The organism is Nocardia sp. NPDC004151 (genome assembly GCF_042874235.1).
Taxonomy (GTDB): Bacteria; Actinomycetota; Actinomycetes; order Mycobacteriales; family Mycobacteriaceae; genus Nocardia.
The window spans coordinates 122,773-149,181 of sequence record NZ_JBIAMR010000017.1 but is presented as its reverse complement, the minus strand read 5'-3'; the positions used below and the strand labels follow the sequence as shown (position 1 = coordinate 149,181).

The following is a 26,409-nucleotide window of genomic DNA, read 5'->3' as shown; positions in this document are numbered from 1 at the left end:
CTGATCTTCGTGGGCCACAGAGCGCAACCCCGGCATTTCGGACCTCGACACGCATCCCGGGCGTGTCCGTGGGTATGCCGGGGGAAGAGAGGAGGCGATGCCGATGACCGCGCAGGACACCGTGCGCACGCTGCTGGCCCGGGCCGGGACCGGTTATGCCGCCGAGGCCGGAATCCGGCTGGCCGACAAGCCCGCGCCGCTCTACCAACTCCTGATGCTGGCCCAGCTGCTCAGTACCCGGATCTCGGCCCGCATCGCGGTGGCCGCCGCCCGGGAACTCCGCGAGTCCGGCTACACCACTCCGCACCACGTCGCCGAGGCCGAGTGGTCCGATCTGGTCGCCGCGCTGGGCCGGGCGCATTACGTCCGCTACGACGAATCCACCGCCACCCGGCTGATCGCCAATGCCGCCGAGCTGATCGAGCGGTGGCACGGCGATATGCGCGGGCTCGCAATCGAATCCGGGCACAACCCCGCCGCTCTGGCCGAGCTGCTGCAGGGTTTCCGCGGCATCGGCCCGGTCGGCGCGGACATCTTCCTGCGCGAGGTGCAGGACACCTGGACCTGGCTGCGTCCCTACTTCGACGAGCGGGCCCGTCGCGGCGCGCGTGACCTGGGCCTGCCCACCGATCCGGCCGCCCTCGCCGCCCTGGCTCCGGCCGGCCGCGACGCCGAACTGGCCGCGGCCCTGGTGCGCGTGACACTGGACCACGGCCTGAAGGACGATCTCCGCATCGGATGAGCCACATCTTCGGGCGTGGATAAGGCGCGCGACCGGACCGGAATCCGTCTACGATCCCCGCGTGAGCTCGAAAACGTCCGGATCGGCCGGGGATTCGCCCGCGGCCGGGCGTATGCGGGCGCGCGACATCGACCGCGTCAACGCGCGGACGCTGCTCGACGCCGCTTACGCGGAGGGCGAGCTCGGGGCCGACGAGTATCACCAGCGGTCCGATCAGGCCCAGTCCGCGCAGACCCTCGGTGAATTGCAACGGCTCATCGCCGATCTGCAGCCGAGCACCAAGACCGCCGATCTCACCCCCGCGCGCAAGTGGTCGCGGCGGCCCGCCTCGGGCGGTTACCCGCCGCGGACGCGGGCCCGCGACGCCGATCGGCAGGCCACCTGCGCCCTGCTCGACGCCGCGCTCGCGGACGGCCAGCTGACCACCGCCGACCACCGCACCCTCACCGAGCTGGCCGGCGAGGCCCGGACTCTGGGCGACCTGTCCCAGCTCACCGACGATCTGCAGCGGCACGCCGACGCCGCCCCCGACCCGATCCCGCCGAAGTCGCGGCGCGAGAACTGGTTCGCCGCCGGCGTCGCGGCGATGAGCATCGCGGTGGCGGTGGGCACCTTCATGGCCGTGGCCCGCCCGGCCACCCCGCCCGCCGGGCCGCCCGCGGTGGACCTCGGCATCATCCAGCCGCTGGTGCTCCCGCGGCCGAAACTCACCGAGGCCGAGGGCATCTCCTACTTCCGTGACGTCTACAAAGCGAAGTTCGGCGACACCCTGCTCGACGAGGTGGACTTCTACCCCGGCTACGCGGTGTTCACGCGCGCGACGCAGGCCAATCGGAAGGTGCACTACAACTACTTCGGCGGTTTCGACCAGACCGACCAACCCCAGACCCGGGACCCGAAGACCCCGACCGTGGACCTGGCGGCCTTGAACGTGCAGGCCGTCGCGGCGCTGGCGGCTCAGGCTCCCGCCCTCACCAAGGTCGATCAGGGCGTGGTCAACTACATCGATATCCAGGGCAGCGGCGCCGGGCCGGTGGTCCGGATCTATGTCGGCAACCAGGCCAAGGAGACTGGCTACATCGAGGCCGCCCTCGACGGCCGGGTCACGCGCACCGTGGCGTTCGGGGGATAGGCGAGACCATGTCTGACGCACGCTCCCGGGGAGTCCGGGCCCGCGACACCGATCGCGTGGACGCATGCACCCTGCTCGATTCGGCGCGCGACGCGGGCGAGCTCACCGAGGCCGAACACGCGAACCGGACCGCGAAGGCCATGGCGGCCAAGACCTTCGGCGATCTGGACGCGGTGCTCGACGATCTGCAGATCCCGGCCAATCTGGTGAATTCGCCGGTGGTGCGGGCGAATCGGCGCGGGCCGTCCACCCGCTGGAAGGTGGCGGCCGCGATCGTGGTGGCGGCCGCCCTGCTGGGCGCGTTCGCGGGCTGCGTGTCCCGGGTCGCCGCACCGAAGCCGGACCTGCCGGACCCGACCACGGGTCAGGGCCTGGCCAGTTTCGTCGAGGCCTACAAGGATCATTTCGGCGACACCAAGGCCGACGAGGTCACCCTGTTCCCCACCTACGCGGTCATCGAGCGGCGTCCAGCGGATCCGAACGCGCCGCGGGACGACTACTACCGCTATGACGGTAGTTTCCGCAGTACCGGCGACATTCCGAGGTCGCCTGGCACCGACATCATCGACCTGTCGGTCCTGGATCTGAAGAAGCTCGCGGGCCTGCTCGCGGGCGCGCCGAAGTCGGCGGGCGTGCCGAACGGCCGGATCAGTCACATCATCATCGGGCGCGGCGAGGACGGCGGGCCGATGGTGACCGTGTACGCCGTGGACGGCGCCAAGTCCGGCTACATCAAGGTCACCGCCACCGGTGAGCCGATCATGCTCAACTGGCCCTCCTGATCGGTCACGATCCGGATCCATCCGTGGTTCCAGACCGGCCGGTATGGACACAATGGCAGCGCCCGCGCCTCGGTCGCGGGCGTCGGGCCGCGCCCGCCCGCGAAGAAATTTTCTGCGACTCGTGGAATAGATGACGCGCGCCGCCCGTTGGGACAGGTCAGCAAGGTTGAGCGAGTTGGACTCAAGTTAAAGTTGCGCACCGCCGCCGGCGGAGGCAAGATTGAGCCGACCACGCTCAGTGTCACTGAGATGTAGTTCCAACTAGGAGGAATCACCATGGCTCGTGCGGTCGGTATCGACCTCGGGACCACGAACTCTGTCATCGCCGTTCTCGAAGGCGGCGAGCCGGTCGTCGTGGCCAACTCGGAAGGATCGCGGACCACCCCCTCGGTCGTCGCGTTCGCCAAGAACGGTGAGGTGCTCGTCGGGCAGCCCGCCAAGAACCAGGCCGTCACCAATGTCGACCGCACCATCAAGTCCGTCAAGCGCCACATGGGCGAGGACTGGTCGGTCGAGATCGACGGCAAGAAGTACACCCCGCAGGAGATCTCCGCGCGCACGCTGATGAAGCTGAAGCGCGACGCCGAGGCCTACCTGGGTGAAGAGATCACCGACGCCGTGATCACCGTCCCCGCCTACTTCGAGGACGCGCAGCGCCAGGCCACCAAGGAGGCCGGCCAGATCGCGGGCCTGAACGTCCTGCGCATCGTCAACGAGCCGACCGCGGCCGCGCTGGCCTACGGCCTCGACAAGGGCGACAAGGAACAGACCATCCTGGTCTTCGACCTCGGTGGCGGTACCTTCGACGTCTCGCTGCTGGAGATCGGCGAGGGCGTCGTCGAGGTTCGCGCCACCTCCGGTGACAACCACCTCGGTGGCGACGACTGGGACGAGCGCATCGTCGGCTGGCTGGTCGACAAGTTCAAGGGCACCTCGGGCATCGACCTGACCAAGGACAAGATGGCCATGCAGCGTCTGCGTGAGGCTGCCGAGAAGGCCAAGATCGAACTGTCGTCCTCGCAGTCGACCTCGATCAACCTGCCCTACATCACCGTGGACGCGGACAAGAACCCGCTGTTCCTCGACGAGCAGCTGACCCGCTCGGAGTTCCAGAAGATCACCTCCGATCTGCTGGACCGCACCCGCAAGCCGTTCCAGTCGGTCATCAAGGACGCCGGCATCTCGGTCGGCGACATCGACCACGTGGTGCTCGTCGGTGGCTCGACCCGTATGCCCGCCGTCTCCGATCTGGTCAAGGAACTGACCGGTGGCCAGGAGCCGAACAAGGGCGTGAACCCGGACGAGGTCGTCGCCGTCGGCGCCGCCCTGCAGGCCGGTGTGCTCAAGGGTGAGGTCAAGGACGTCCTGCTGCTCGATGTCACCCCGCTGTCGCTGGGCATCGAGACCAAGGGCGGCGTGATGACCAAGCTCATCGAGCGCAACACGACGATCCCGACCAAGCGCTCGGAGACCTTCACCACGGCCGACGACAACCAGCCGTCGGTGCAGATCCAGGTCTTCCAGGGTGAGCGTGAGATCGCCTCGCACAACAAGCTGCTCGGATCGTTCGAGCTGACCGGCATCCCGCCGGCCCCGCGCGGCGTGCCGCAGATCGAGGTCACCTTCGACATCGACGCCAACGGCATCGTCCACGTGACGGCCAAGGACAAGGGCACCGGCAAGGAGAACACGATCAAGATCCAGGACGGCTCCGGCCTGTCCAAGGAGGAGATCGACCGGATGGTGAAGGACGCCGAGGCGCACGCCGCCGAGGACAAGGCGCGTCGCGAGGAGGCGGAGACCCGCAACCAGGCCGAGTCGCTGGTGCACCAGACCGAGAAGTTCATCAAGGACAACGAGGACAAGGTCCCGGCCGACGTCAAGACCAAGGTCGAGGCGGCCATCGTCGAAGCCAACGACGCGCTGAAGGGCACCGACATCGGGGTCATCAAGACCGCGGTGGAGAAGCTCGCCACCGAGTCGCAGGCGCTGGGCCAGGCCATCTACGAGGCCTCGGCCGCCGACCAGGCCGCGCAGGGCAACGGCGCGGGCGCGCCCGAGTCCGATGACACCGTCGTCGACGCCGAGGTGGTCGAGGAGCCGGAGAAGAAGTGACGAACCAGAACCCGGACAACATGGTCGATCCGGCCACGGGTGAGGTCTTCGAGGCCGCGGCGGACGCCGCCGCGGCCGCGGGGGCCGAGGGGACTCCCGAGGTCAGCGAGGACGCCCTCGCCGACACGATCACGGCCGAACTGGCCGAGCGCACCTCCGATCTGCAGCGCCTGACCGCGGAATACGCCAACTACCGCCGCCGGGTCGAGCGGGACCGCAAGGTCACCATCGACACCGCCAAGGCCGCGGTGGTCAGCGAACTGCTGCCGGTGCTCGACGATCTGGACCGCGCCCGCGCGCACGGTGACCTGGACAACGGCCCGCTCAAGTCGGTCGCCGACAAGCTGGTCACCGCCCTGCAGAAGCAGGGCCTCGAGGAGTTCGGTTCGGAGGGTGAGCCTTTCGACCCGACCCTGCACGAGGCCGTGCAGCACGAGGGCAGCGGTGCGGACCCCGTGCTGGGCATGGTGATGCGCAAGGGTTACCGCTTCGGCGATCGCGTGCTGCGGCACGCGCTGGTCGGCGTCACCGACGGTGTGGCGGATCTGTCTGCGGCGCAGCCGGATTCGCAGAACGCTGGCACCGATGCCGCTGGCACTGATTAACAGCAATCGGACGCACCCCGCGTCCTCGACAACACCGACGCCTCCGGCGTCACCGACAACACGGAAAGGAGGAGATGCCCGGTGAATCGAGAGTGGCTCGAGAAGGACTTCTACAAGGATCTGGGTGTTTCCTCCGGCGCCAGCCAGGACGAGATCAAGAAGGCCTACCGCAAGCTGGCCCGAGACCTGCACCCGGACAAGAACCCCGGGGACAGCAAGGCCGAGGAGCGGTTCAAGGCCGTCAGCGAGGCGAACGCCGTGCTGTCGGATCCGGAGAAGCGCAAGGAGTACGACGAGGCCCGCAAGCTGTTCGCGGGCGGCGGTTTCGGCCGCGGCGGATTCCCGCCCGGGGGCGGCTACGGCCAGCCCGGCGGCGGGTTCTCCGGTGGCGAGTTCAACCTGGGTGACATCTTCGGGGCCGGCGCCGGTGGCGCGGGCGGCGCGGATGGCGGCCTGGGCGACCTGCTGGGCGGACTGTTCAATCGCGGCGGCACGCGGGCGTCCTCGCGTCCCCGGCGCGGTTCGGACGTGGAGACCGAGACGACCCTCGGCTTCCGCGAGGCCGCCCAGGGCGTGACCGTCCCGCTGCGCATGACCAGCCCGGCCGCCTGCACCACCTGCCACGGCAGTGGTGCCAAGCCCGGCACCAGTCCGCGGGTCTGCCCGCACTGCAATGGGACCGGCGTGGTCAGCCGGAACCAGGGCGCGTTCGGCTTCAGCGAGCCGTGCGAGGACTGCCGGGGCACCGGGTCGATCATCGACGACCCGTGCGTCGACTGCCGCGGCTCGGGCATCCAGAATCGGACCCGCACCATCACCGTGCGCATTCCCCCGGGCGTGCGCGACGGGCAGCGGATCCGGCTGGCCGGTCAGGGCGAGGCGGGCCTGCGCGGCGCGCCTCCGGGCGACCTGTACGTCACCGTGCACGTCAGTCAGGACAAGGTCTTCGGCCGCAATGGCGACGACCTGACCCTGGTGCTGCCGGTCTCCTACGCCGAACTGGTGCTGGGCACCACGGTGTCGGTGCCGACCCTGGACGGCCGCGTGGGCGTCAAGGTGCCGCCGGGCACCGCTGACGGCCGCACCCTGCGGGTGCGCGGGCGCGGTGTGCCCAAGCGTGACGGCGGCGCGGGTGACCTGCTGGTCACCGTGAAGGTCGCGGTCCCCCAGAAACTGGACGACGATGCCACCGAGGCGCTGCGGCGCTACGCGGAGGCGGAGAAGACCAGTGGATTCGATCCCCGTGCGGGATGGGCGGGTGCGTAATGAGTTCCGATCCGAAGCAGACCGAGGCCCAGTACTTCCTGATCTCGGTGGCCGCGCAGCTGGCGGGCATGCACGCCCAGACGCTGCGCACCTATGACCGGCTGGGTCTGGTTACGCCGCAACGCACGTCGGGCGGCGGGCGGCGCTATTCGAACCGGGATGTGGAGCTGCTCCGCGAGGTGCAGCGCCTGTCCCAGGACGAGGGCGTGAACCTGGCCGGCATCAAACGGATCATCGAACTCACCAACCTGGTGGACGAGCTGCAGCAGCGGGTGAGCGAGCTGACCGCCGAGGCGGAAAGGCTGCGGGCCGGGTACCGGCCCACGCACCTGACCCCTCAGCCCAGCACCGCTCTCGTGGTGTGGCAGCCCCGAAACCGGCGTAAGCCGCAGTAGGGCAAGACAAGCCGGAAGGCGGTGTCCCGAATGGGCACCGCCTTTCTGCTGTCTGGATACCGCCTGGGCACGTTCACCCGGTTGCGATTGTTGCGGCCGATGTGCTGAGTTGCGGCAGCGGGCTGTGTGATTGTTGAAGCCCGGTGGGACTGTTTATAACAAACGGACCGGTAGGTTATTAATTGCTGCCGATCGTGAGTTTTGTCCGTATGCTGCAGGGGAATTCATGGCCTGACGTAGTTGCGGCGGGATCGCTGTTTTCCTGAGCCTTGCAAAACGGATCAGCCAGAATCGACGACTGAAAACCCGTGTCGCGCGGCGTTTTCCAGTTGATCAGTCGGTTTTCTGCTCGGAAGGCCCGCAACGTTCACGTTTTCGAGGAATAAAGAGCCCGTTATTGAAACGTCCCGTTCCGTTGCTGACTAACCTCGCTTACACTTGCTTGGCAACGGCTGCTGTCGAGTGTCCCGCAGCACTTCACTCGCCGGTCACGCCTGCGTTCGATTGCGAAATGGGGTTGTGGCACAAATGGATTCGCGGACCGTCGCATTGATAAGAACAACGTTCAAGGCGGTTGCTGCGGAAGAAGGTGGCCCCGAGAAACTCGCGCGATCGTTCTACGCCATCCTCTTCACGGAGTACCCCCACGTGCGGGACTTCTTCCCCGCCGCCCTGGACGCCCAGCGCGACCGGCTGGTGAAGGCCATCGCCTACGTGGTCGACCGGCTGGAGGAACCCGACCGGCTGCTGCCCTTCCTCGCCCAGCTCGGCCGCGACCACCGCAAGTACGGCGTGGTGGCCGATCACTATGAGGCCGTGGGGAAATCGCTCAAGAGCGCGCTCGAGGCCTACGCGGGCACCGAGATCTGGACCGACGAGGTCGGCCACGCCTGGGACGAGGGCATCGGCATCATCGCCGGCACCATGATCAAGGCCGCCGACGGCGAGACCACCCCGCCGGTGTGGACCGGCACCGTCATCGAGCACCGCGAAGTGCTGCGCAACCTGGCGGTGGTGCGCCTGAAGCTGGACCAGCCCATGCAGTACGCGGCCGGTCAGTACATGAGCGTGCAGATCCCGTCCCGCCCGCGCATGTGGCGCTACCTGTCCCCGGCCATCCCCGCCAATGCCGACGGCGAACTGGAATTCCACATCCGCGGCGTCACCGGCGGCTGGGTCAGCCCGGCCATGGTCGGACACAGCCGGGTCGGCGAGCAGTGGCTGATCGGATCGCCGCTGGGCGGTCTCGGCGTGCCCCGCAACACCCGCCGCAAGATGCTGATGATCGGCTGCGGCACCGGCATCGCGCCGCTGCGCGCCCAGCTCATGGCCATGACAACGCGGCGGTCCAACCCCAAAGTGGACGTGTTCGTCGGCGGCCACTACCCGTGCGACCTCTACGACCTCGAGGTGCTCAGCCAATTGGCCTGTGCCAACAAGTGGCTCACCGTGCACCCGGTCACCGAGTCCACCGAGAACCCGTGGTGGCATTTCAACAATTCCGAGGAGACCCGCGAATACCCGGGCCTGCAGCCGCGTATGGTCGGTCAGATCGGCAAGATCGTGGCGAGCCATGGTTCCTGGGAGGATCGCGACGTGCAGATCGTCGGAGCCCCGGCCATGGTGCAGACCACCAAGTTCCGGCTCATGGCGGCCGGCACCTCCACCGAGAACATCCGCCACGACCCGCTGTTCTGACCCGCCGCTGCGGGACTACAGCGGGCGGCGAAGAGCCGTGGCCGTTTTCGAGTCGCCGCGTCGGCAACTGTCAAAAACCCTCATAGCGAATGGATTCGGCCGGCGCGCCGATCGCGACGAGCTGGTCGATGGTGTTGCGCACCATGGCCGCGCCGCCGCACACCAGGATCTGGTGGTGGTCCAGCGGGCCGAATCGCTCCGGGATGTCGGCGATGGTGCCCGGCATCATCTCCTCCGGGCGGAAGCCGATGTCGACGCGGCACTGCTCGTACCAGGTGTCGACGAAATCCGGGTCGTACTCGTCCTGCACCACGGGAACCACGGTGAGCCAGGGCATTTCGCCGGTCAGCAGGTAGAGCATGTCGGAGGCGTACAGGTCGCGCGGGTAGCGCGCCCCGACGAACAGGTGGGTGCGCGGCGGCTGCTCGCGGCGCGCGAGATCCAGCAGCAGCGCGCGCATCGGCGCCAGCCCGACCCCGTCGGCGATCATGACCACCTCGGTGGCGTCCGGCTCCACCGCCAGCCAGCCGCCGGGCGCGCTGATCCGCCATTCGTCACCGGGATGGGAGTCGGCCACGATGGAACCGCTGCACCACCCGCCCGGCAGAGTCCGCACATGGAACTCCAGCTTGCCGTCCAGCGACGGCGGCAGCGCGGAATACATGCGGCGCACCATGTTCGGATGCTGCGGCGTGCGCACCTCCACCGACTGTCCCGCCGCGAACGGCACGAACTCGCCGATCAACCGCACCACCGTGGTGTCCTCGCGCAACCGGTGCGCACCGACTACCGTAGCGGTCCACTCGGTCTGCGCGTCCACAGGAATAGCACCGGTCTCATCAGGGCCGATCGTCAAAACAACTCCTCATCGAAACACTTTGCGCCCCTGCGGACTCGATCCGCATCGCCCACCGGCTCGCCCCAAGGTTCATGGCCGTCCCGATTCCGGACTGCGGCTTGATCGACCTCCGCCTGGGAGCGGGGGAGCGAAGCGGAGGAGGGAGAATCGGGACCAGGGGCCGCGAACCCGCCCGGAGCGGGCGTAGGGCAAATCAAACGGGGTCTGAGCTTATTGCGGACTCGGGGGCTCCCACCGCGAGCAGGGCTCGCTTGGTGTCGGCGATCATGCGGGCCGAACCGGCGATCTGGATCTGCCGATCCGCCCAGGCGCCGAAGCTGGCCACTACCGCACCAAGGTTCCCGATCAGCCGACGGTGCATGCCGAAGGGTGGATCGGCGGGCGGGTAGGGGTGCCACCAGGGGTTGGTCTCGTTCTCGCAGACCGGGATCACCGTGAGCCACGGATTGGACTGCGAGAGCTGCCACATGTTCTCCACGTCGTAGAGGTCACACGGGTAGCGGCCGCCCATGAACAGGTGCACGCGCGGGTTGATGCCGCGCCGTCCCATCTCGATGAGCTGGGCCCGCAGCGGGGCGATGCCGGTGCCCGCGCCGATCATGAGCACGTCCTTGCGGCGGCTCAGGTCGACGTGCAGGCCGCCGAGCGGGGCGGCGATCATCCAGCGGTCGCCGACCTGGGTCTCGTTCACGATGCCGGGGCTGACCCAGCCGGTCCGGACCTTGCGCACGTGGAATTCGATCTCGCCGTACGGGTTGGTGGGGATGGCGGGGGACAGGTAGCGCCACATCTTGGGCCGCTGCGGGATGGCGACCGGCACGTACTGCCCGGCCTGGTAGGGGATCGGGGTGTCGGTCTGCAGGCGCACGATGGCCAGATCGTCCACCACCCGCCGGTGCCCGACCACGGTCGCCTCCCAATAGGGCTGCGACTTATCGGAATTCGCTCCGATGGCCATGGACGCCGAGATCAGGATGGTGATGTCGCGCCAGCCCGCCTCGAGCGGCCGCGACCAGTTCGCAACCCCGTTGTAGCTCCGGAAAGCATGCAGCAGGGCGCGCCCGGCGATGTCGTAGTGCGCCGCCTCCACCCCGTACTTGCGGTGGTCGCGGGCGAGTTGCTCCAGGAAGCGCTGGGCGCGATCCCAGTCCTCCAGGTTGTCGAGGACGAACGAGATGGCCGTGACCAACCGTTTCGCCTGCATGTCCATGGCGGAGGGGAAAAGTTCCCGCAAAGCGGGGATCTCCGCGAAAAGATGACCGTAGAACGCGCTGATCAGCCGTTCCGGCCCGTTGGGGGCCTCAACGACTGTCCGAAAGTTTGCGCGGACCAGCGCTGCCGAACGCGCATCCACGACGTCGAGCTTTCCTTCCTGTCCAACTACCCCGAACCGCCTGCTGCCAGGCGGCCCTCCGCGTCAAGTATCCCTTAAAACCCGGTGGTCGCACGGATATAGCCGGAGGTGGATCGATTTCCGTAACCCGGGGTTCAGATCACCAGCACCGTCTTGCCGCGCGCACCCGACGCGCCGATCATGGCGGGCGCGTCGGCCAGCGGCGGCAGATTGCGGATCGGCACCACCAGATCGCCGGTCGCGACCAGGCGCAGCAGTTCGCTCAATTCGGCCGTGCCGCCGCGGGATTCGAGGTTGCCGCCGGCGATGCCACGGGTCTTCAGATCCGCCTCGTCGGCCGATCCGATGGTCGAGTAGGCATGGCCGCCCGGCTGCACCAGGCTCGCGTTGTCGGCGAACACCGGCGGCGGGCTGACCAGATCGAAGACCGCGTCGATGCCTCCCGGATCGGTGATCCGCACCGAATCGGCGACCGACAGCCGTGCGGCCTCGGCATGGGTGGGCGAGTCGGTGACGGTCGTGCGGCCGTAGTTCACCACCTCGGTCGCGCCGAGCCGGATCATGCGGTCGGTGTCGTCGGGCCGGGCGGTCGCGATGACGTGCGCCCCGGCCATGGCCGCCAGTTGCACCAGGTAGGAGCCGACGCCGCCGGACGCGCCGACGATCAGCACCCGCTGCCCGCGCTGGACCCCGGCCGCGTGCAGCAGGTCCAGGGCGGTGATGCCGGCGGTCGGCAGCGCGGCCGCACGCACCGCGGTGACCTCGTCGGGGAGCTTGACCAGGGTGCCGCCGTCGGCGGCGACCACGTATTCGGCGAAGGTGCCGTGCCCGAGCGGCGGCGACAGGAACTTGCCGACCACCCGGTCGCCGATGTCGAAGTCGTCGACGCCCGCGCCCACCGCGCTGACGGTGCCGGCGCCGTCGACGCCGGGGATCATCGGAAAGTCGTGGGGCAGTTGGCCGTCCAGGAAGCCGTCGATGATCCGCTGGTCGACGGGGTTCACCCCGGCCGCCTCCAGATGGATCTGTATCTGTCCCGGTCCGGCCTCCGGGACCGGCATGTCGGCGGGTTCGGGGGTGCCACCGAATTCTCGGACGACGATCGCGCGCATTGCTGCTCCATTCGTTCGGGCGAGCCGGGATGGATGAGCTGGTGTGATGCGTCAACGAATGGGGCCATCGTACGCGTAGCGTGTGGAGGGGCCGCTGGTCGTGAGAGAAAGGGCCTTGGTCCCTGGTGCCGTCGCCGGAAATTGGTCAGACTTGAGCGGAACAGACTCAACTTCTACCGCGTTGTAGACAGCAACGACTAGTAGGAAGGTGACAGTGGACTCGTTCAATCCCACCACCAAGACCCAGGCGGCCCTGACCGCCGCGCAACAGGCGGCCTCGGTCGCCGGTAACCCGGAGATCCGTCCGGCTCACTTGCTGGTGGCGTTGCTGGATCAGACCGACGGCATCGCCGCACCCTTGCTCAAGGCCGTCGCCGTCGACCCGGCCACGGTCCGGCGTGAGGCCCAGGAGATCGTGGATCGCCTGCCGCGCGCCACGGGGGCCACCACCACACCCAACTTCGGCCGCGAAGCCATCGCCGCGCTCACCTCGGCGCAGCACCTGGCCACCGAGCTCGGCGACGAGTACGTCTCCACCGAGCACCTCGTCTACGGCTTGGCCGCAGGCGATTCCGATGTCCAGCAGCTGCTGCTGAAGTACGGCGCGACCGCGGACGCGCTGCGCGAGGCGTTCACCGCCGTGCGCGGCAACGCCCGCGTCACCTCGCCCGATCCCGAGGGCTCCTACCAGGCGCTGGAGAAGTACTCCACCGACCTGACCGCCGCCGCCCGCGAGGGCAAGCTGGACCCGGTCATCGGGCGCGACACCGAGATTCGCCGCGTCGTGCAGGTGCTGAGCCGCCGCACCAAGAACAACCCGGTGCTGATCGGCGAGCCCGGCGTCGGCAAGACCGCCATCGTCGAGGGCCTGGCCCAGCGCATCGTCGCGGGCGACGTCCCCGAATCGCTGCGCGGCAAGAAGCTGGTGTCGCTGGACCTCGGCGCGATGGTCGCGGGCGCGAAGTACCGCGGTGAGTTCGAGGAGCGGTTGAAGGCCGTGCTCGAGGAGATCAAATCCTCGGCGGGGCAGATCATCACGTTCATCGACGAGCTGCACACCATCGTGGGCGCGGGCGCGACCGGCGAATCCGCCATGGACGCCGGCAACATGATCAAGCCCATGCTGGCTCGCGGCGAACTGCGTCTCGTCGGCGCCACCACCCTCGACGAGTACCGCCAGCACATCGAGAAGGACCCGGCCCTGGAGCGCCGGTTCCAGCAGGTGCTGGTCGGCGAGCCGTCGGTGGAGGACACCGTCGGCATCCTGCGCGGGCTCAAGGAGCGCTACGAGAACCACCACCACGTGCGGATCACCGACTCCGCGCTGGTGGCGGCGGCGACCCTGTCCGACCGCTACATCACCTCCCGGTTCCTGCCGGACAAGGCGATCGACCTGGTCGACGAGTCGGCCTCGCGGCTGCGCATGGAAATCGATTCCCGCCCGGTGGAAATCGACGAGATCGAGCGCGTGGTGCGACGGCTCGAGATCGAGGAAGTGGCCCTGGCCAAGGAGACCGACGACGCGTCCAAGGCGCGCCTGGAGAAGCTGCGCTCCGAACTCGCCGACGACCGCGAGAAGCTCAACCAGTTGATGACCCGCTGGCAGAACGAGAAGCAGGCCATCGACGCGGTGTCGGTGCTGAAGGAGGAGCTGGAGTCGCTCAAGGGCGAGTCCGAACGGGCCGAGCGCGACGGCGACTACAACAAGGCCGCCGAACTCCGGTACGGGCGAATCCCCAAGCTGGAGAAGGAACTCGCCGAAGCCGAGGCCAAGGCGAAGACCGCCGCCGACGGTGACGTCATGCTCAAGGAGGAGGTCGGGCCGGACGATATCGCCGAGGTGGTGTCGTCGTGGACCGGTGTCCCCGTGGGTCGCATGATGGAGGGCGAGACCCAGAAGCTGCTGCGCATGGAGGACGAGCTGGGCCGCCGGGTCGTGGGGCAGAAGGAAGCCGTGCAAGCGGTGTCGGATGCCGTGCGCCGGGCGCGGGCCGGGGTCGCCGACCCCAACCGGCCCACCGGTTCCTTCATGTTCGTCGGCCCGACCGGCACCGGTAAGACCGAGCTGGCGAAGGCGTTGGCGGACTTCCTGTTCGACGACGAACGCGCCATGGTCCGCATCGACATGAGCGAGTACGGCGAGAAGCACTCGGTGGCCCGTCTGGTGGGCGCGCCCCCCGGCTACGTCGGCTACGACCAGGGCGGCCAGCTCACCGAGGCGGTGCGGCGACGCCCGTACACGGTGGTCCTCTTCGACGAGATCGAGAAGGCCCACCCGGACGTCTTCGACATCCTGCTGCAGGTGCTCGACGAAGGTCGGCTCACCGACAGCCAGGGCCGCACCGTCGACTTCCGCAACACCATCCTCATCCTGACCTCGAATCTGGGTGCGGGCGGTGATCGGGACACGGTCATGAACGCGGTGCGCCGCGCTTTCAAGCCGGAGTTCCTGAACCGGCTCGACGACGTGGTCATGTTCCACGCCCTCGACGAGGAACAGCTGGAGCGGATCGTCGACATCCAGCTGAACCAGCTGCAGAAGCGGCTCGCCCAGCGCCGCCTCACCCTGGACGTGTCCGACTCGGCCCGCTTCTGGCTGGCCGTGCGCGGCTACGACCCGGCCTACGGCGCCCGCCCGCTGCGCCGGCTGATCCAGCAGTCCATCGGCGATTCGCTCGCCAAGGAGCTGCTGGCCGGGGAGGTGCAGGACGGCGACACGGTGAAGGTGAACGTCACCCCGGACGGTGACGCCCTCATCGTCGGCCGCTGAGGTACCGAGATGAATGGCCCCGAGACAAGAGTCTCGGGGCCATTCGCACAAGGTTCGCGGCCCGCCTCGATTCCGGACCGCGGCTTGATCGACCTCCGCCGTGGAGCGAGGGAGCGAAACGGAGGAGCGGAGGAGGGAAGAATCGGGGCCGAAAGGGCCGCGAACAGCCGAAGCGAAGCGGAGACAAATCAAACACCGCTCGAGTTCGCGGCTGGGTAGCCGTACTCCGCCTACCCTGGAGGCCATGACTGATCCGAGCGATCCGTGGTCGCGGCGGCCGGAACCGGGCTCCGGGGAGGGGCCCGCCGAGCAGGCCGTCCCCGGCGGCCACACCTCGGACAGCGCCGCGGCGTACGGGCCCACCGAGTCCATACCCGCCGGTCCGACCGACTATTTCGGGCAGCAGCCCGGGCCCGAGGCGACCCGGGTGTTCCCGCCCGCCGACGCCGGGTGGGGTGGGTACGACACCGGCGGCGGCTACGAGCCGACCGCTGTCTACCCGGGGCAACAGGGGTACGCGCCCGCGGGGGCCTACGGCGCTCCGGGCTATCCGCCCGCGCCCGGTGCACCCGGCTATCCGGGTGGTGCGGGCATGCCGCCGCCGGGCGGCTATCAGCCCGCGGGTTTCCCGCAGAATCCGGCGCCGCCCCCGCCGCCGCGCAAGACCACCATGTGGATCGCGCTGGGTCTGGCCGCGATCATCGCGGTCGCCATCGTCGGGGTGATCGTGGGAACGCTGCTGAGCAACAACAACTCGTCCGACAGCGCCGCCGGACCCAGCACCTCCGGTCTCGGCCTGCCCGCCTTCCCGGGCAATACCTCCGCCCTGCCGCTGCCCAGCGGCGTGCCCACGATTCCGGGCCTGGGGGATCTGGACCAGCTCGGCGCGGACATGGGCACCATCGCCTCCAACGACGGCTCGACGCTCACCATCACGGCGCTGTCCGGCAGCACGGTGACCGTGAAGACCGACGACAAGACGCAGGTAATCTCCCTGGGCAGCACCAAAGTCGCGGACCTGCCGGTCGGCGAAGTGGTGATGGTGCAGGGCGACAAGAACTCCGATGGATCCATTCAGGCGAAGTTGATCTTCAGCACGTCCCTGCCGAGCGGGACTCGATGAGCAAGAATGCTGTGGGCGTGCCGGGCAAGACGCCCTCACTCTGGATAGGGTAGGCGGCGATGACGGCTATATGGTTCGGGCTGGCGGCGATCGCGCTCGTGGGTGCGATCGTGCTCCTCTATTTCGATCGGCTGCAGCGGCAGCGCACCGGGCATGTGCGACAGGTCTGGGCGAAATCCCAGGGCTATACCTATGTTTCGGTGGAGCCCGCGCTCGCCTCCACCTGGCGGCGCGGCGCGCTCGCCAAACTGGGCTACCTGTCCGCGGTGGACGTGGTGTCGGGTAACCGCAAGGGCGAGAAGTTCGTGCTCTTCGATCTGGAGGACGCCGCCACCCTGGTCGCGGTGCGCCGTCAGATCGGCTCGGACATCGATATCGACCTGCGGCTGAAAACGGCGGCGCCGCCGAAGGATCACGATCTCGAACTACTCGGCGCCATCGGCGACCGGGTTGTCTTCGCGACCAATCCCGATGTCGCGCGGCACGCGGTGGATCAGCGCATGGTGGCGTTCATCGAGTCGCTGCCCGACGAGGTGCAGCAGCTGTGGTCCGAGGGCAACTGGACGCTCGGCATGCTGCCGGTCGGCGCGGTCGCCAAGGACTGGGAGACCGCCATCGACGCGGTGCTGCGGCTGTCCGGCCTGCTGCACGTGCTGCCGCCGGTCATCAATGCCGAGCGTGGCCGCGACGAACTGCCCGAACCCGGTCGCTCGCAAGCGGTTCCCGGAGACGACGACTACGACGGCCACGACGAGTTCGGCGACTACGGTGACCAGGAGCGCGACCCGCGCGCCCAGCGTCCCGCCCGCGACGACCGCCCCCGTGACGACGCCGGCGATTACGACTCCCCGCTGGTCAGCGATATCGCCGGGGGTGGGGAACCGGACGGCGAGCCCGAAAGCTGGCGCCCCGCACTGAAAGTCGTGCCGGATCCGCGCAATCGCCCGCGCCGCAACTGGCCGCCCGCCCCCGAGGGCGAGCAGGACGGCTACGACGTCGACGGCCCCGACCACGAGGACCGTTGGGACGAGCCGGAATCCGGCGACCGGCGCGCCGAATCGGATCCGGACCGCGAGCCCGAGGAGGGCTGGCGCCGGGATCAGGGCCGTAGCGCCCCGCCCGGCGGACCCTTCCATCCGGGCTTCCGCCCCTACCAGGGACCCGCGCCGAGGTGACGCCTGGCCGTGTCTACGCGCGGCGCGCCGCAGCCACAGAGTGTCTGCGCGAATTCGCCGCGTGTGGGTCGGCCAGGGACCAGAATGAGGGCGCAGTTCAGGTCATCGCCGACCACTCCCCGATCGTGCGAGTGATGGGCCGTCGATGACCGAGAGTTTCCCTGATCAGGTGCGCCTGCCGGGCGCCCGCCGTCCGGTGGCCTTGGTCACCGGGCCGACTTCCGGCATCGGCAAGGCGTACGCCACCAGGCTCGCCGCCCTCGGCTACGACCTGGTGCTGGTGGCGCGGGATGAGGAGCGGCTGGCCGCGCTGGCCCACGACCTGCGGGTGCGGTTCGCCGCGCGCGCCGAGACGCTGCCCGCCGATCTGAGCCGGGCCGCGGATCGCGACCGGGTGGCCACGCGCCTGGCCGAGGGCGTCGAATTCCTGGTCAACAATGCCGGATTCGGCATGTCGGGTGAGTTCTGGACGCAGGACGCCGACGCCCTGCAGCATCAACTTGATGTGAACGTCACCGCTGTCGTGCAGCTCACCCGGGCGGCCCTGCCGCCCATGCTGCACGCGGCCAAGGGCACCGTGGTGAATGTGGCCAGCGTCGCGGGTCTGATCTCCGGGCGGGGATCGACCTATTCGGCCTCCAAGGCCTACGTCGTATCCTTTTCCCAGGGGCTGGCCGGCGGGCTGGCCGGAACCGGAGTCCGGGTGCAGGCCTTGTGCCCGGGATTCGTCCGCACCGAATTCCATGAGCGGGCCGGCATCGAGATGGCCTCGCTACCGCGACCCCTGTGGTTGAGCGTGGACGAGGTGGTGGCCGGTTCGCTGCATGATCTGGAGAGAGACCGGGTGATCAGCGTGCCCGGAAGGCAGTACAAAGCGATCGTCGCGATCGCCGGGCTCATCCCACGAACCCTGGTGACCCGCCTGAACCGGGGCCTGTTCAACGCACGCGGAAGGACATAGACACAGCAATGCAGGTAACGACGACCGACCGGGACAGACTCGCGGCTCTGGTGCGCGAACTCGCTGTCGTGCACGGGCGGGTGACCCTGTCCTCGGGCAAGGAAGCCGACTACTACGTGGACCTGCGCCGCGCCACCCTGCACCACGAGGCGGCCCCGCTGATCGGCAAGCTGCTGCGCGAGCTCGTGGCGGACTGGGACTTCGACGCGGTGGGCGGGCTCACCATGGGCGCCGACCCGGTGGCGGCCGCGGTCCTGCACGCGCCGGGCCGGCCGATCGACGCCTTCGTGGTGCGCAAGGCCGCCAAGACCCACGGCATGCAGCGCCAGATCGAGGGCCCCGACATCGTGGGCAAGCGGGTGCTGGTGGTCGAGGACACCACCACCACCGGTAACTCCCCGATCACCGCGGTGCGCGCGCTGCGCGAGGCGGGCGCGATCGTGGTCGGCGTGGCCACCGTGGTGGACCGCGAGACCGGCGCGGACGGCATCATCGCCGCCGAAGGTTTGGAGTATCGATCGATTCTGGGCCTGAAAGACCTCGCATTGGGGTAGGACTTATGGCCCTGGCGCCAGGGCATGTCCTTACTGGACGGTTAACAAGACTTGGCTCTGGGCTGAAACCTTGCTCTGGGTTAGCCTGTGTCCTGGTCTTACGTCCGACAACGGTGTCGACAATGATTGTGCGAAGGGTCGTGTGAGTCACCTGTGGTGAGCATTGCAATCAACAAGGGTCAGCAGAATATTGCGATGCTCGGCATCGGTGCCTACCGGCCCCAGCGCGTCGTCAGCAATGCCGAGGTGTGCGAGGTCCTCGACTCCACCCCGGAGTGGATCTTCGAGCGGACCGGCATCCACAACCGGCGCTGGATCTCCGGCGACGAGACGCTGCGCAGCATGGCGGTCGCCGCGGGCGAGCGGGCGCTGAAGAACACCGGCATCGACCGATCCAAGATCGGCGCCCTGATCCTGGCCTCCTCCAGCTGGCTCAAGCTGACCCCGCACGGCGCGCCGACCGTCGCCTCGGACCTGGGCATGAACGGCATCCCGGCCTTCGACCTGGTCTCCGGCTGCGGCGGCTTCGGCTACGGCCTCGGCGTGGCCGCCGACATGATCCGTTCCGGCTCGGCCGAGTACATCCTGCTCATCGGCGCCGAGACGATGACCGTCGGTCTCGACCCGACCGACCGCGGCACCGCCATGATCTTCGGTGACGGCGCGGGCGCGGTCGTGATCGGTCCCGCCGAGGAGAACGGCATCTCCCCGACCGTGTGGGGCTCCGACGGCGAGAACGCCGAGGCCATCGCGCAGGACGTGGACTTCCTGGAGTTCATGAACAAGGCGCAGCGCCTGCAGGGCACCGACCCGGCCGTGGAGTCCGTGGGCCGGATGTCGCTGCACATGGAGGGCCCCAAGGTCTTCCGCTGGGCCGCCGTCACCCTGCCGCGCGCGCTGTCCAGCGCGATCGAGCTGTCGGGCGTGGCCAAGGACGACATCGAGGTGTTCGTCCCGCACCAGGCCAACGCCCGCATCAACGAGCTCATGAAGAAGAACCTCGGCCTTCCCGACGATCTGCCGATGGCCAATGACATCGAGAACACCGGCAACACCTCCGCCGCCTCGATCCCGCTGGCCATCGAGGAGATGCTGGTGACCGGCAAGGCCAAGGGCGGTCAGCTGGCGCTGCTGCTCGGCTTCGGCGCGGGCCTGTCCTACGCCGGCCAGGTCGCGGTGCTGCCGCCCGCCCCGGCCGAGCCCAGCTTCTGATGGCGAGCCCGTTCCGTGCCGCCTTCGTCGGCGCGGCGGCGGTGACCGTCTACGGTGCGGTCACCGGTCGCGAGAAGCTGCAGTGGGTCGCGAAGCCGTTGCTGATGCCGCTGCTCGCCGCCGACGTGGCCGTCAACGGCAAGCGCCTGCATCCCACCGACCGCACCGTGCTGCTCGGCTCGCTGGCCGCGGCCACGGTCGGCGACGTGCTGCTCATCGAACCCGACGACGACCGCCGATTGATCGCGGGCGCTTCGTCTTTCGCGGTCATGCAGACCGGCTACTCGTGGCTGTGGTGGCGGCGCGGGGCCCGGCCCCGGCCCGCCATCGCGGGCCAGCGGCTGGGCGCCTGGCTGGGCGCGGCGACGCTCATGCGGTTCAAGGCCCCCACGGTGGCGGTGCCGCTCACCGTGTACGGCGCGACGCTGGGCACCGCGGCCACCCTGGCCTCGGATCCGGAACTCGCCCGCGACGCGAAGAACATTGCGGGCGTGAACGTTCCCAACGCCGATCCGCGCAGCCGATTGGGTCTGGGCGCGCTGCTGTTCACCGTGTCGGACGGATTGATCGTGCTGCGCCGCATTTTCGCGCGCGGTGAGAAGTCGCGCCGGATCACCGAGGGTGTCATTCTCGGCACATATGCCGCCGCGCAATATCTGCTCGCGGATCCGCGCGCGCATCGGTAGGCAAATCGGTAGGTGTATCGGTAACCGAATAGGTCACCGTATCCGTCACCCGGAATTCGATACGAAAGAACCATCCGGAAATATCTGGATGGGGTTCTTCGTATCTACGATGTCCGGGGGATCAGGGCAGGATCTGCGGAACGGAATTCGGGGCGATCGCTCCGACGAGCAGGCCGACCAGCGCGAGCTGCAGGCCCGGGCCGACCGCGCAGAGCGGGATCAGCGGAATTCCGATGATGGTGACGCCACAGATCACGGCGCCGGTCGCGGCCCCGATCACGAAGCCGAGGGCGGCGGCATTGGCCATCGGATCGTGGTTCTGGGCATTCGGGTCGGTGGCGATGTCCTGCGGCTGCGAGACCTCGGCCGCGGCGGGGGTGACATCCGAGGTCACGGGCTGTGCGGCCGCGGGAGCCATGGGCTGCGAGACCTCGGCCGCGACCGGGACCACCGGGGTGAACGCGGCGAGCTGCACGACCGGGGCCGCCTGCGGGGCCTCGGTCGGCGCGGTGGCGGAAGCCGTTCCCGCGCTCGCGAAGGTGGCGGCCACCGCCAGCGGCAGAGCCGCGACAACTGCCTTACGACCGAAATTACGAAGAGTGCGACGCATGATTATTCCTATCCTCCCGGACCCCCGATGCACGCTGAACTCAGATGGCGTGCAGAACGATTCGCGTTGCCAGAAAAGCAACAGAACAAGTTCTAGCGGATCGCGGTCGCGGAATCAAGTTCACTTCGCGTTCACTTCGCGGCGGCTATGGCGGCCCGCAGTTCTCGGCCGGAAACGGATTCCCACCATTCGGTGTGGCCGAGAAAGTAATCGGTGTAGGCGATTTCGGCATTCTCCGGATTACCGCCCGGTACCACCCCGAGGAAGTAATCGATCTCGGACAGTTCGTATTCGCAGTGCACCAGGGGCAGCAGGGCGGGGAGGGCCCGGCGTTCGGCGGGCGTGCGGGGCCGGACCGATTCGTAGGCTTCGAGCAGGGCGCGGATCTGATCGAAGCGCACGTGCGCGGGGCCGCCCGCACGGACCGAAATCCAATCCACCGCAGCGCGTTCGATGGCGGTGGCCAGGTCGTGGACGGCCGTGGTGCGGTCGCACAGCCCGAAGTCGATGACCGAGGTGACGGCGTGGTCGCGCCACAGCAGGTTGGTGCCGTGCCAATCATTGTGCGTCCACAGCGGTTCCAGGTCGGCGAGCAGCGGGTGCAGGCGCTCGCAGGCGGGGAGCTGGACGCGGGTCATGTCGGCGCGCCACTCGCGGCCGGCCAGGAACGCACCGAGCGCGGGGCGCAGGGCCGCGCGACACGCCACGGCCGCAAGGGGATCGGCGGCGGAGAACAGGGTGAATCCTGCCTGGAGGGGCCGGCCCGGGCGGGCCGGGGCGTCGTATCCGGTGGCGGCCAGGTGCAGGCGGGCCAGCATGCGACCGGCCGCGGCGGCGTCGGCGAGTGAACGGTACGGGGACCAGGAGAAGACGCCGGCGTAGGCGTCGTCGCCGGGGCCGAGTTCCTGTACCTCGTAGGCGAATTCGTCGAGCTCGGCAGTGCGCAGGACACTCGGCACCGGAATTCCGTGCGCGCGTAGGTGGTCCATGAAGGCGTGTTCCTCGCCGAGCGCGGCGGCGTCGCGCAGCGCCCGGGGCAGGCGTTTGAGGATGACCTCGCGGTGGTCCGGCAGCCGGATCCGCGCGGTGGCCGAGAGCGGTCGCGGACTGCGCCAGGCGATCCGGGCGTCCGCGCCGAGCACGGCTTCCACCTCGGCGGAGGTGAGTGCGGGCCAATCGGGTTCGACCAGTGGGTCGAGCCCCATGCCGTAGACCCGGCCGTCGGTCATCCCCGGCGCAGCCGCACCAGGATCGCCGTCACGGCGGCGGCCGCCAGGAACGAGTACAGCGAGGCCGAGGCCCACCAGCCCGGATGGATGCCGAGCGCGTTCTGCGCCTTGGTCCAGAAGTCGCTCCACCAGGTGATCGAACCGGGGTTGAAGAGCTGGTAGACGACGAATCCGAGCGCCCACGGCAGCAGCATGAGCGGACGGGTGGGGGCGTACTCGGTGAGGTCCCAGCCGGTGCGGCCGCGGCCGAAGAAGTAGTCGACGACCAGGACCGCGCACAGCGGCACGAAGACCGACCCGATCAGGTACAGGAAGTTGGCGTAATTGCCGAAGTCGCGCACGGGCAGCGCGAGCAGCGTCACCAGCGCGCCGACCAGGGTCGCCAGCAGCCGCCGATCCACCCGGGGCAGCAGGTTCTGGATGGACATGGCCGTCGAATAGATATTGGCGAAGGACTGATCCGATTCGCGCAGCACCAGCACCGCGAAGAACAGCCACCCGGCGGTGACGCCGAGGAAGGTGTCGAAGATGTGGTCGGCGCTGCCCGCCTGCAGGATCGCGAGGATGCCGAGCAGATAGCACCAGACCTGCGCGACCGAGTAGCCGATCACCGTGGCCCCGGCGGCGGTTCGAGCCGATCGCGAGTGCCGGGTGTAGTCGGCGGCCAGTGGCACGAAGGAGATGGAGACCGCGAGGGTGGCGTCGACTGCGGGCCAGAACCCGCTCCAGCTGGTGTCGACCGGCATCGGAACCGGTTGCCGCAGTAGCTGAATCGTGAAGTAGACCAGGGCGATGCCGACCGCCACGGAGACGTATTTGCGCAGCGCGCGCACCGCGGACAGTGGCCACACGGCCATTACGGTGGACAGCACACCCGCGCCGACGATGACGATCCAGTGCGGCACCCGGTCATGGGTGAGCGCGGAGACGCCGAGCGTGATGACGGTGAGCTCGTACACGCCCCAGCCGATGCACTGCACGATATTGGCGACCGTCGGCACATACGACAGCCGGGTGCCGAACAGTCCGCGCAGCACCGCCATGGCCGGCGCGCCGGTGCGGGCGCCGATGGCGGCGGGCCCGGCCACCATGGCCGCGCCGACCACGGTGCCGAGCACGGTGGCCAGTAGCGCTCCGGTCAGCGGCAGGTTCGCGCCGGCGGGGGTGAGCACGACCGCGGCGCCGCTGAACCCGATCAGGCTGACGCCGAGATTCAGCCAGAACGCCGCCTGATCGGTGAAGCCGAGGGTGCGCGGCGGCTCGGTGTCGAGTACCAGCGGCGCTTCCCGGCGGTCCGGTGTGTCGGCGATCGTCATGGTCAGGATGCTACGGCCCGGATCGGGCGAATCCGGCAGACCGTCCCGGCGAGCGCACCCGGCCCGGGCGCGGTGCCACCCCGTGCGGGCGGTCCGGTGAGCGCCGGGTCACCGGCCCGCCGGGACGCGGCTCACAGCACAGCGGAGCGCGGCTCACAGCAGAGCGAGACGCGGGTCACACGCACGGCGGGATGCGGTTCACAGGTACAGCGGGATGCGGTTCACAGGCACAGCGGGACGCGGTTCACAGGCACAGCGGGACGCGGTTCACAGGCACAGTATGATGCGGTCGCGGTTGCGCGGATCGACGCGGATCGAAATCGTGCCGCCCACAGCGATTCTCGGCTTGACCACGGGTTCGACGTCGAACACGATGCTGCCGTAATAGGTTTCCGACCCCGGCACCACCAGCTCGAGGTCGAGTTCGGTGAGCTCGGTGCAGTGGTCGGTGCGCTGCAGCGGGTGCACGCCTTCGATATTCGCCCAGCCTTCGAGACCGTGCCGCAGCAGCTTCCGGTCCGAGCGGGTGGGGCGCTGGGCGAGCAGCATGCCGAGTCCGAGGAAGGTTCCGTACAGGCCGACCAGTGTGACGACCTGGACCGGGATGGTTCCGGGCGGGGTGAGCGGGACCAGCCAGCCCAGCCAGAGGCCGAGTGCGACGAGATATGCCGCCGTCACTCCGAGCACGGTTCTGGCTATGCGCGCGTGGTCCATAGCACCCTCCAACCACGGCCTCCGGGACTCCAGGATAGTCCCGAATTTTGTCCCGTGTGGACCGATCAGGCGAGGTCAGAGGGTATGCGCGGCAAATCGAGAACTGTCCGGGATCACACCGAGACGCCAGCGGGGCGGAGCGCGGTGAGCGCGTCCAGGTCCAGGGGCAGGCCGAGGTCGTCGAGCTCCAGGGTCACCTGTCCGACATGCTCACCGGTCGGTATGTACCGGCCATCCTGCAGTCGAAAGGTATACAGCCGCAACGCATCCTCGGTCTCCAGCAGCCAGTAGTGTCCGATTCCGGCCGCCGCGTACTCCGCGAACTTCATCACCCGGTCCACCCGCCGCGACCCCGGCGCCACGATCTCGATGGCCGCCAGCACATCCGGGGGCCGTACCCGGGTGGCGTGCTCGGCTCCGGCCGCACCGCCGACGATCAGCACGTCCGGCACCCGCACCGTCGGCGGTGTGCCCTCGTCGATCAGCAATTCGATGCGCGCCATGGCGGCCATGCGCCGCGGCAGCGCGCGCTCGAGCTGAGCTGCCAAGCGCCACACCGCGAGTTGATGCCGCGGCGGTTGCGGCGCCACGACCAGCACGCCGTCCACCAGCTCCCGGCAGTGCCGGTTGTTCTCGGGGAGCAGCGACCACTCCGCGATGGACAGCAGGTGATTCGGCCAGTATTCAACCGATTTCAGCAATTCCGCGGAACTCGACCGAGTCATGGTTCCAGTCTTCCACGCCCGGCAACCGCGCAGCGATGTTTCAAACCTTCGACCGCGGAAGCGTCCGCACCCGTTGTGGCGCACCACCACCTAGGCTTGCGCGCATGACCTACGACGCGCCCCCGCCGGGCTGGGATCCGCAGTCCCAGGGCCAGCAACCGGGCTACTACCAGCAGCCCGGTTACAACCCCGGCTATCAGCCGCCGGTCCCCGGCTACTACCCGCCGGGCTATTACGGCGCGCCCGCCCCGGACCATCCGCAGGCCGTCGTGGTGCTGATCCTCGGCGTGATGAGCCTGGTGTTCTGCCAGCTGCTGGGTCCGGTGGCCTGGATCATGGGCGGCAAGGCCCGCCGCGAGATCCGCGACTCCCACGGCGCCATCGGCGGGGCCGGGATGGTGACGGCGGGCTGGATCTGCGGGATCGCCGCCACCGCGCTGATGCTGATGCTGATCCTGTTGGTCGTGTTCGCGATCATCGTGGGTGGGGTCGGGGCGTCCCAGTACTGATTCGCCCGGCAACTACCATCGCCGGGTGAGCTTCACCCCGATCGCCGACGAATCCGGCGCCCCTGGCCAGGCCGAAGCAGAGGCCCCCGGTCCGACCGAGTGGGGCGAGCATCCGCACGGCGTCGGACCGTGGCGGGACGAGTTCGGCACCGAGCCGCCCGCCGATCCGCGACTGGATCCGGAGTTGCTCGCGCACGGCGACCGCCGCAATGTGGTGGACGCGTACCGGTATTGGCGGCGTGAGGCGATCGTCGCCGACATCGACAGCCGAAGGCATCCGCTGCACGTGGCCATCGAGAACTTCGGCCACGACGCCAATATCGGCACCGTGGTGCGCACCGCCAACGCCTTCGCCGCGGCGGCCGTGCACATTGTCGGGCGCAAGCGCTGGAATCGGCGCGGCGCCATGGTCACCGATCGCTACCAGCACATTCGCCATCACCACGACACCGCCGAGCTGCTCGGCTTCGCGGCGGAGGCCGGGCTGACCGTGGTCGCGGTCGACAATGTGCCCGGCGCGGTGCCGCTGGAAACGGTGGAGCTGCCGCGTGATTGCCTGCTGTTGTTCGGTCAGGAGGGGCCGGGGGTGACCGAGGCCGCGAAAGCGGGCGCGTTGCTGACCGTTTCGATCGCGCAGTTCGGTTCCACCCGCAGCATCAATGCTGGGGTGGCCGCGGGCATCGCCATGCACGCCTGGATCCGGCAGCACGCGGACCTCGCGCGGGCGTGGTGAGGCGTACGACTCTCGGTAACAAATAAGCCACG

25 protein-coding genes are annotated in these 26,409 nt (G+C 68.8%); 17 read left to right on the top strand and 8 right to left on the bottom strand.

Annotated elements, in window-relative coordinates; genetic code table 11:
- Positions 1-103: 103 nt before the first annotated feature.
- From ACFYTS_RS30410 to ACFYTS_RS30375, 8 genes are all read left to right on the top strand, one after another.
- On the top strand, positions 104-742 hold the full coding sequence (locus ACFYTS_RS30410) for an endonuclease (protein WP_387308965.1): 639 nt from the start codon (positions 104-106) through the stop codon (positions 740-742).
- 61 nt (positions 743-803) lie between these two features.
- Complete coding sequence (locus ACFYTS_RS30405; RefSeq protein WP_387308964.1) at positions 804-1,874, top strand: DUF1707 domain-containing protein; 1,071 nt, start codon at positions 804-806, stop codon at positions 1,872-1,874.
- A gap of 8 nt (positions 1,875-1,882) precedes the next feature.
- Positions 1,883-2,656 (top strand): DUF1707 domain-containing protein, encoded by a 774-nt coding sequence (locus ACFYTS_RS30400; RefSeq protein WP_387308963.1) that lies wholly within the window; start codon positions 1,883-1,885, stop codon positions 2,654-2,656.
- Positions 2,657-2,932: 276 nt separating this feature from the next.
- The gene (gene dnaK, locus ACFYTS_RS30395) at positions 2,933-4,771 is read left to right on the top strand and encodes a molecular chaperone DnaK (protein ID WP_357094292.1); all 1,839 of its coding nucleotides are present in this window, start codon (positions 2,933-2,935) and stop codon (positions 4,769-4,771) included.
- A 20-nt stretch (positions 4,772-4,791) separates the two neighbouring features.
- Positions 4,792-5,376 (top strand): nucleotide exchange factor GrpE, encoded by a 585-nt coding sequence (gene grpE / locus ACFYTS_RS30390; RefSeq protein WP_387308980.1) that lies wholly within the window; start codon positions 4,792-4,794, stop codon positions 5,374-5,376.
- 81 nt (positions 5,377-5,457) lie between these two features.
- On the top strand, positions 5,458-6,642 hold the full coding sequence (gene dnaJ, locus ACFYTS_RS30385) for a molecular chaperone DnaJ (protein ID WP_387308962.1): 1,185 nt from the start codon (positions 5,458-5,460) through the stop codon (positions 6,640-6,642).
- On the top strand, positions 6,642-7,037 hold the full coding sequence (locus ACFYTS_RS30380; RefSeq protein ID WP_357284916.1) for a heat shock protein transcriptional repressor HspR: 396 nt from the start codon (positions 6,642-6,644) through the stop codon (positions 7,035-7,037). Before dnaJ ends, ACFYTS_RS30380 begins: the two co-directional genes overlap by 1 nt.
- Positions 7,038-7,565: 528 nt before the next feature.
- Entirely contained in the window at positions 7,566-8,735 is a 1,170-nt protein-coding gene (locus ACFYTS_RS30375; RefSeq protein ID WP_357284913.1) for a globin domain-containing protein, read from the top strand.
- Between the two features lie 70 nt (positions 8,736-8,805).
- On the opposite strand, the gene ACFYTS_RS30370 is transcribed toward ACFYTS_RS30375, so the two are convergent.
- The 3 genes from ACFYTS_RS30370 to ACFYTS_RS30360 all read right to left on the bottom strand — a co-directional run bounded on the left by ACFYTS_RS30370 (position 8,806) and on the right by ACFYTS_RS30360 (position 12,060).
- The gene (locus ACFYTS_RS30370) at positions 8,806-9,555 is read right to left on the bottom strand and encodes an FAD-binding oxidoreductase (RefSeq protein ID WP_357284910.1); all 750 of its coding nucleotides are present in this window, start codon (positions 9,553-9,555) and stop codon (positions 8,806-8,808) included.
- Positions 9,556-9,787: 232 nt separating this feature from the next.
- Positions 9,788-10,948: a globin domain-containing protein gene (locus ACFYTS_RS30365; RefSeq protein ID WP_357094304.1), complete on the bottom strand. Its 1,161-nt coding sequence runs from the start codon at positions 10,946-10,948 to the stop codon at positions 9,788-9,790.
- A 134-nt stretch (positions 10,949-11,082) separates the two neighbouring features.
- Positions 11,083-12,060 carry an NADP-dependent oxidoreductase gene (locus ACFYTS_RS30360; RefSeq protein ID WP_357284907.1) on the bottom strand — a complete coding sequence of 326 codons (978 nt, stop codon included), beginning with the start codon at positions 12,058-12,060 and terminating at the stop codon, positions 11,083-11,085.
- A 214-nt stretch (positions 12,061-12,274) separates the two neighbouring features.
- Between ACFYTS_RS30360 and clpB the strand changes: the two genes are divergently transcribed.
- The 7 genes from clpB (at position 12,275) to ACFYTS_RS30325 (ending at position 20,541) form a co-directional block, all read left to right on the top strand.
- Positions 12,275-14,830 (top strand): ATP-dependent chaperone ClpB, encoded by a 2,556-nt coding sequence (gene clpB / locus ACFYTS_RS30355; RefSeq protein WP_387308961.1) that lies wholly within the window; start codon positions 12,275-12,277, stop codon positions 14,828-14,830.
- Between the two features lie 244 nt (positions 14,831-15,074).
- Positions 15,075-15,953 carry a DUF5666 domain-containing protein gene (locus tag ACFYTS_RS30350; protein ID WP_357284902.1) on the top strand — a complete coding sequence of 293 codons (879 nt, stop codon included), beginning with the start codon at positions 15,075-15,077 and terminating at the stop codon, positions 15,951-15,953.
- A gap of 59 nt (positions 15,954-16,012) precedes the next feature.
- A complete protein-coding gene (locus tag ACFYTS_RS30345; protein ID WP_357284899.1) occupies positions 16,013-17,128 on the top strand; it encodes a hypothetical protein in 1,116 nt (371 codons plus the stop codon).
- A 145-nt stretch (positions 17,129-17,273) separates the two neighbouring features.
- Positions 17,274-18,089: an SDR family NAD(P)-dependent oxidoreductase gene (locus ACFYTS_RS30340; protein ID WP_387308960.1), complete on the top strand. Its 816-nt coding sequence runs from the start codon at positions 17,274-17,276 to the stop codon at positions 18,087-18,089.
- A gap of 8 nt (positions 18,090-18,097) precedes the next feature.
- On the top strand, positions 18,098-18,643 hold the full coding sequence (gene pyrE / locus ACFYTS_RS30335) for an orotate phosphoribosyltransferase (protein ID WP_357284893.1): 546 nt from the start codon (positions 18,098-18,100) through the stop codon (positions 18,641-18,643).
- Between the two features lie 153 nt (positions 18,644-18,796).
- Complete coding sequence (locus tag ACFYTS_RS30330) at positions 18,797-19,855, top strand: beta-ketoacyl-ACP synthase 3 (RefSeq protein WP_357284890.1); 1,059 nt, start codon at positions 18,797-18,799, stop codon at positions 19,853-19,855.
- A complete protein-coding gene (locus ACFYTS_RS30325; protein ID WP_357284888.1) occupies positions 19,855-20,541 on the top strand; it encodes a lysoplasmalogenase in 687 nt (228 codons plus the stop codon). Before ACFYTS_RS30330 ends, ACFYTS_RS30325 begins: the two co-directional genes overlap by 1 nt.
- A gap of 121 nt (positions 20,542-20,662) precedes the next feature.
- On the opposite strand, the gene ACFYTS_RS30320 is transcribed toward ACFYTS_RS30325, so the two are convergent.
- The 5 genes from ACFYTS_RS30320 to ACFYTS_RS30300 form a co-directional block, all read right to left on the bottom strand.
- Positions 20,663-21,151 carry a hypothetical protein gene (locus ACFYTS_RS30320; protein ID WP_387308959.1) on the bottom strand — a complete coding sequence of 163 codons (489 nt, stop codon included), beginning with the start codon at positions 21,149-21,151 and terminating at the stop codon, positions 20,663-20,665.
- Between the two features lie 131 nt (positions 21,152-21,282).
- Positions 21,283-22,380, bottom strand: coding sequence for a phosphotransferase enzyme family protein (locus ACFYTS_RS30315; protein WP_387308958.1), 1,098 nt, complete (start codon positions 22,378-22,380; stop codon positions 21,283-21,285).
- Complete coding sequence (locus tag ACFYTS_RS30310) at positions 22,377-23,696, bottom strand: purine-cytosine permease family protein (RefSeq protein WP_387308957.1); 1,320 nt, start codon at positions 23,694-23,696, stop codon at positions 22,377-22,379. The genes ACFYTS_RS30315 and ACFYTS_RS30310 overlap by 4 nt, the downstream gene beginning before the upstream one ends.
- Before the next feature lie 267 nt (positions 23,697-23,963).
- Positions 23,964-24,410 (bottom strand): hypothetical protein, encoded by a 447-nt coding sequence (locus ACFYTS_RS30305; protein ID WP_357284876.1) that lies wholly within the window; start codon positions 24,408-24,410, stop codon positions 23,964-23,966.
- Positions 24,411-24,523: 113 nt separating this feature from the next.
- Positions 24,524-25,135: a Uma2 family endonuclease gene (locus ACFYTS_RS30300; protein WP_387308956.1), complete on the bottom strand. Its 612-nt coding sequence runs from the start codon at positions 25,133-25,135 to the stop codon at positions 24,524-24,526.
- Positions 25,136-25,239: 104 nt separating this feature from the next.
- On the opposite strand from ACFYTS_RS30300, the gene ACFYTS_RS30295 reads away from it, so the two are divergent.
- Together ACFYTS_RS30295 and ACFYTS_RS30290 are read left to right on the top strand one after the other, a co-directional pair.
- Positions 25,240-25,644 carry a DUF4190 domain-containing protein gene (locus tag ACFYTS_RS30295; RefSeq protein ID WP_387308955.1) on the top strand — a complete coding sequence of 135 codons (405 nt, stop codon included), beginning with the start codon at positions 25,240-25,242 and terminating at the stop codon, positions 25,642-25,644.
- A gap of 25 nt (positions 25,645-25,669) precedes the next feature.
- Entirely contained in the window at positions 25,670-26,377 is a 708-nt protein-coding gene (locus tag ACFYTS_RS30290) for a TrmH family RNA methyltransferase (RefSeq protein WP_387308954.1), read from the top strand.
- The last annotated feature ends 32 nt before the right edge of the window (positions 26,378-26,409 follow it).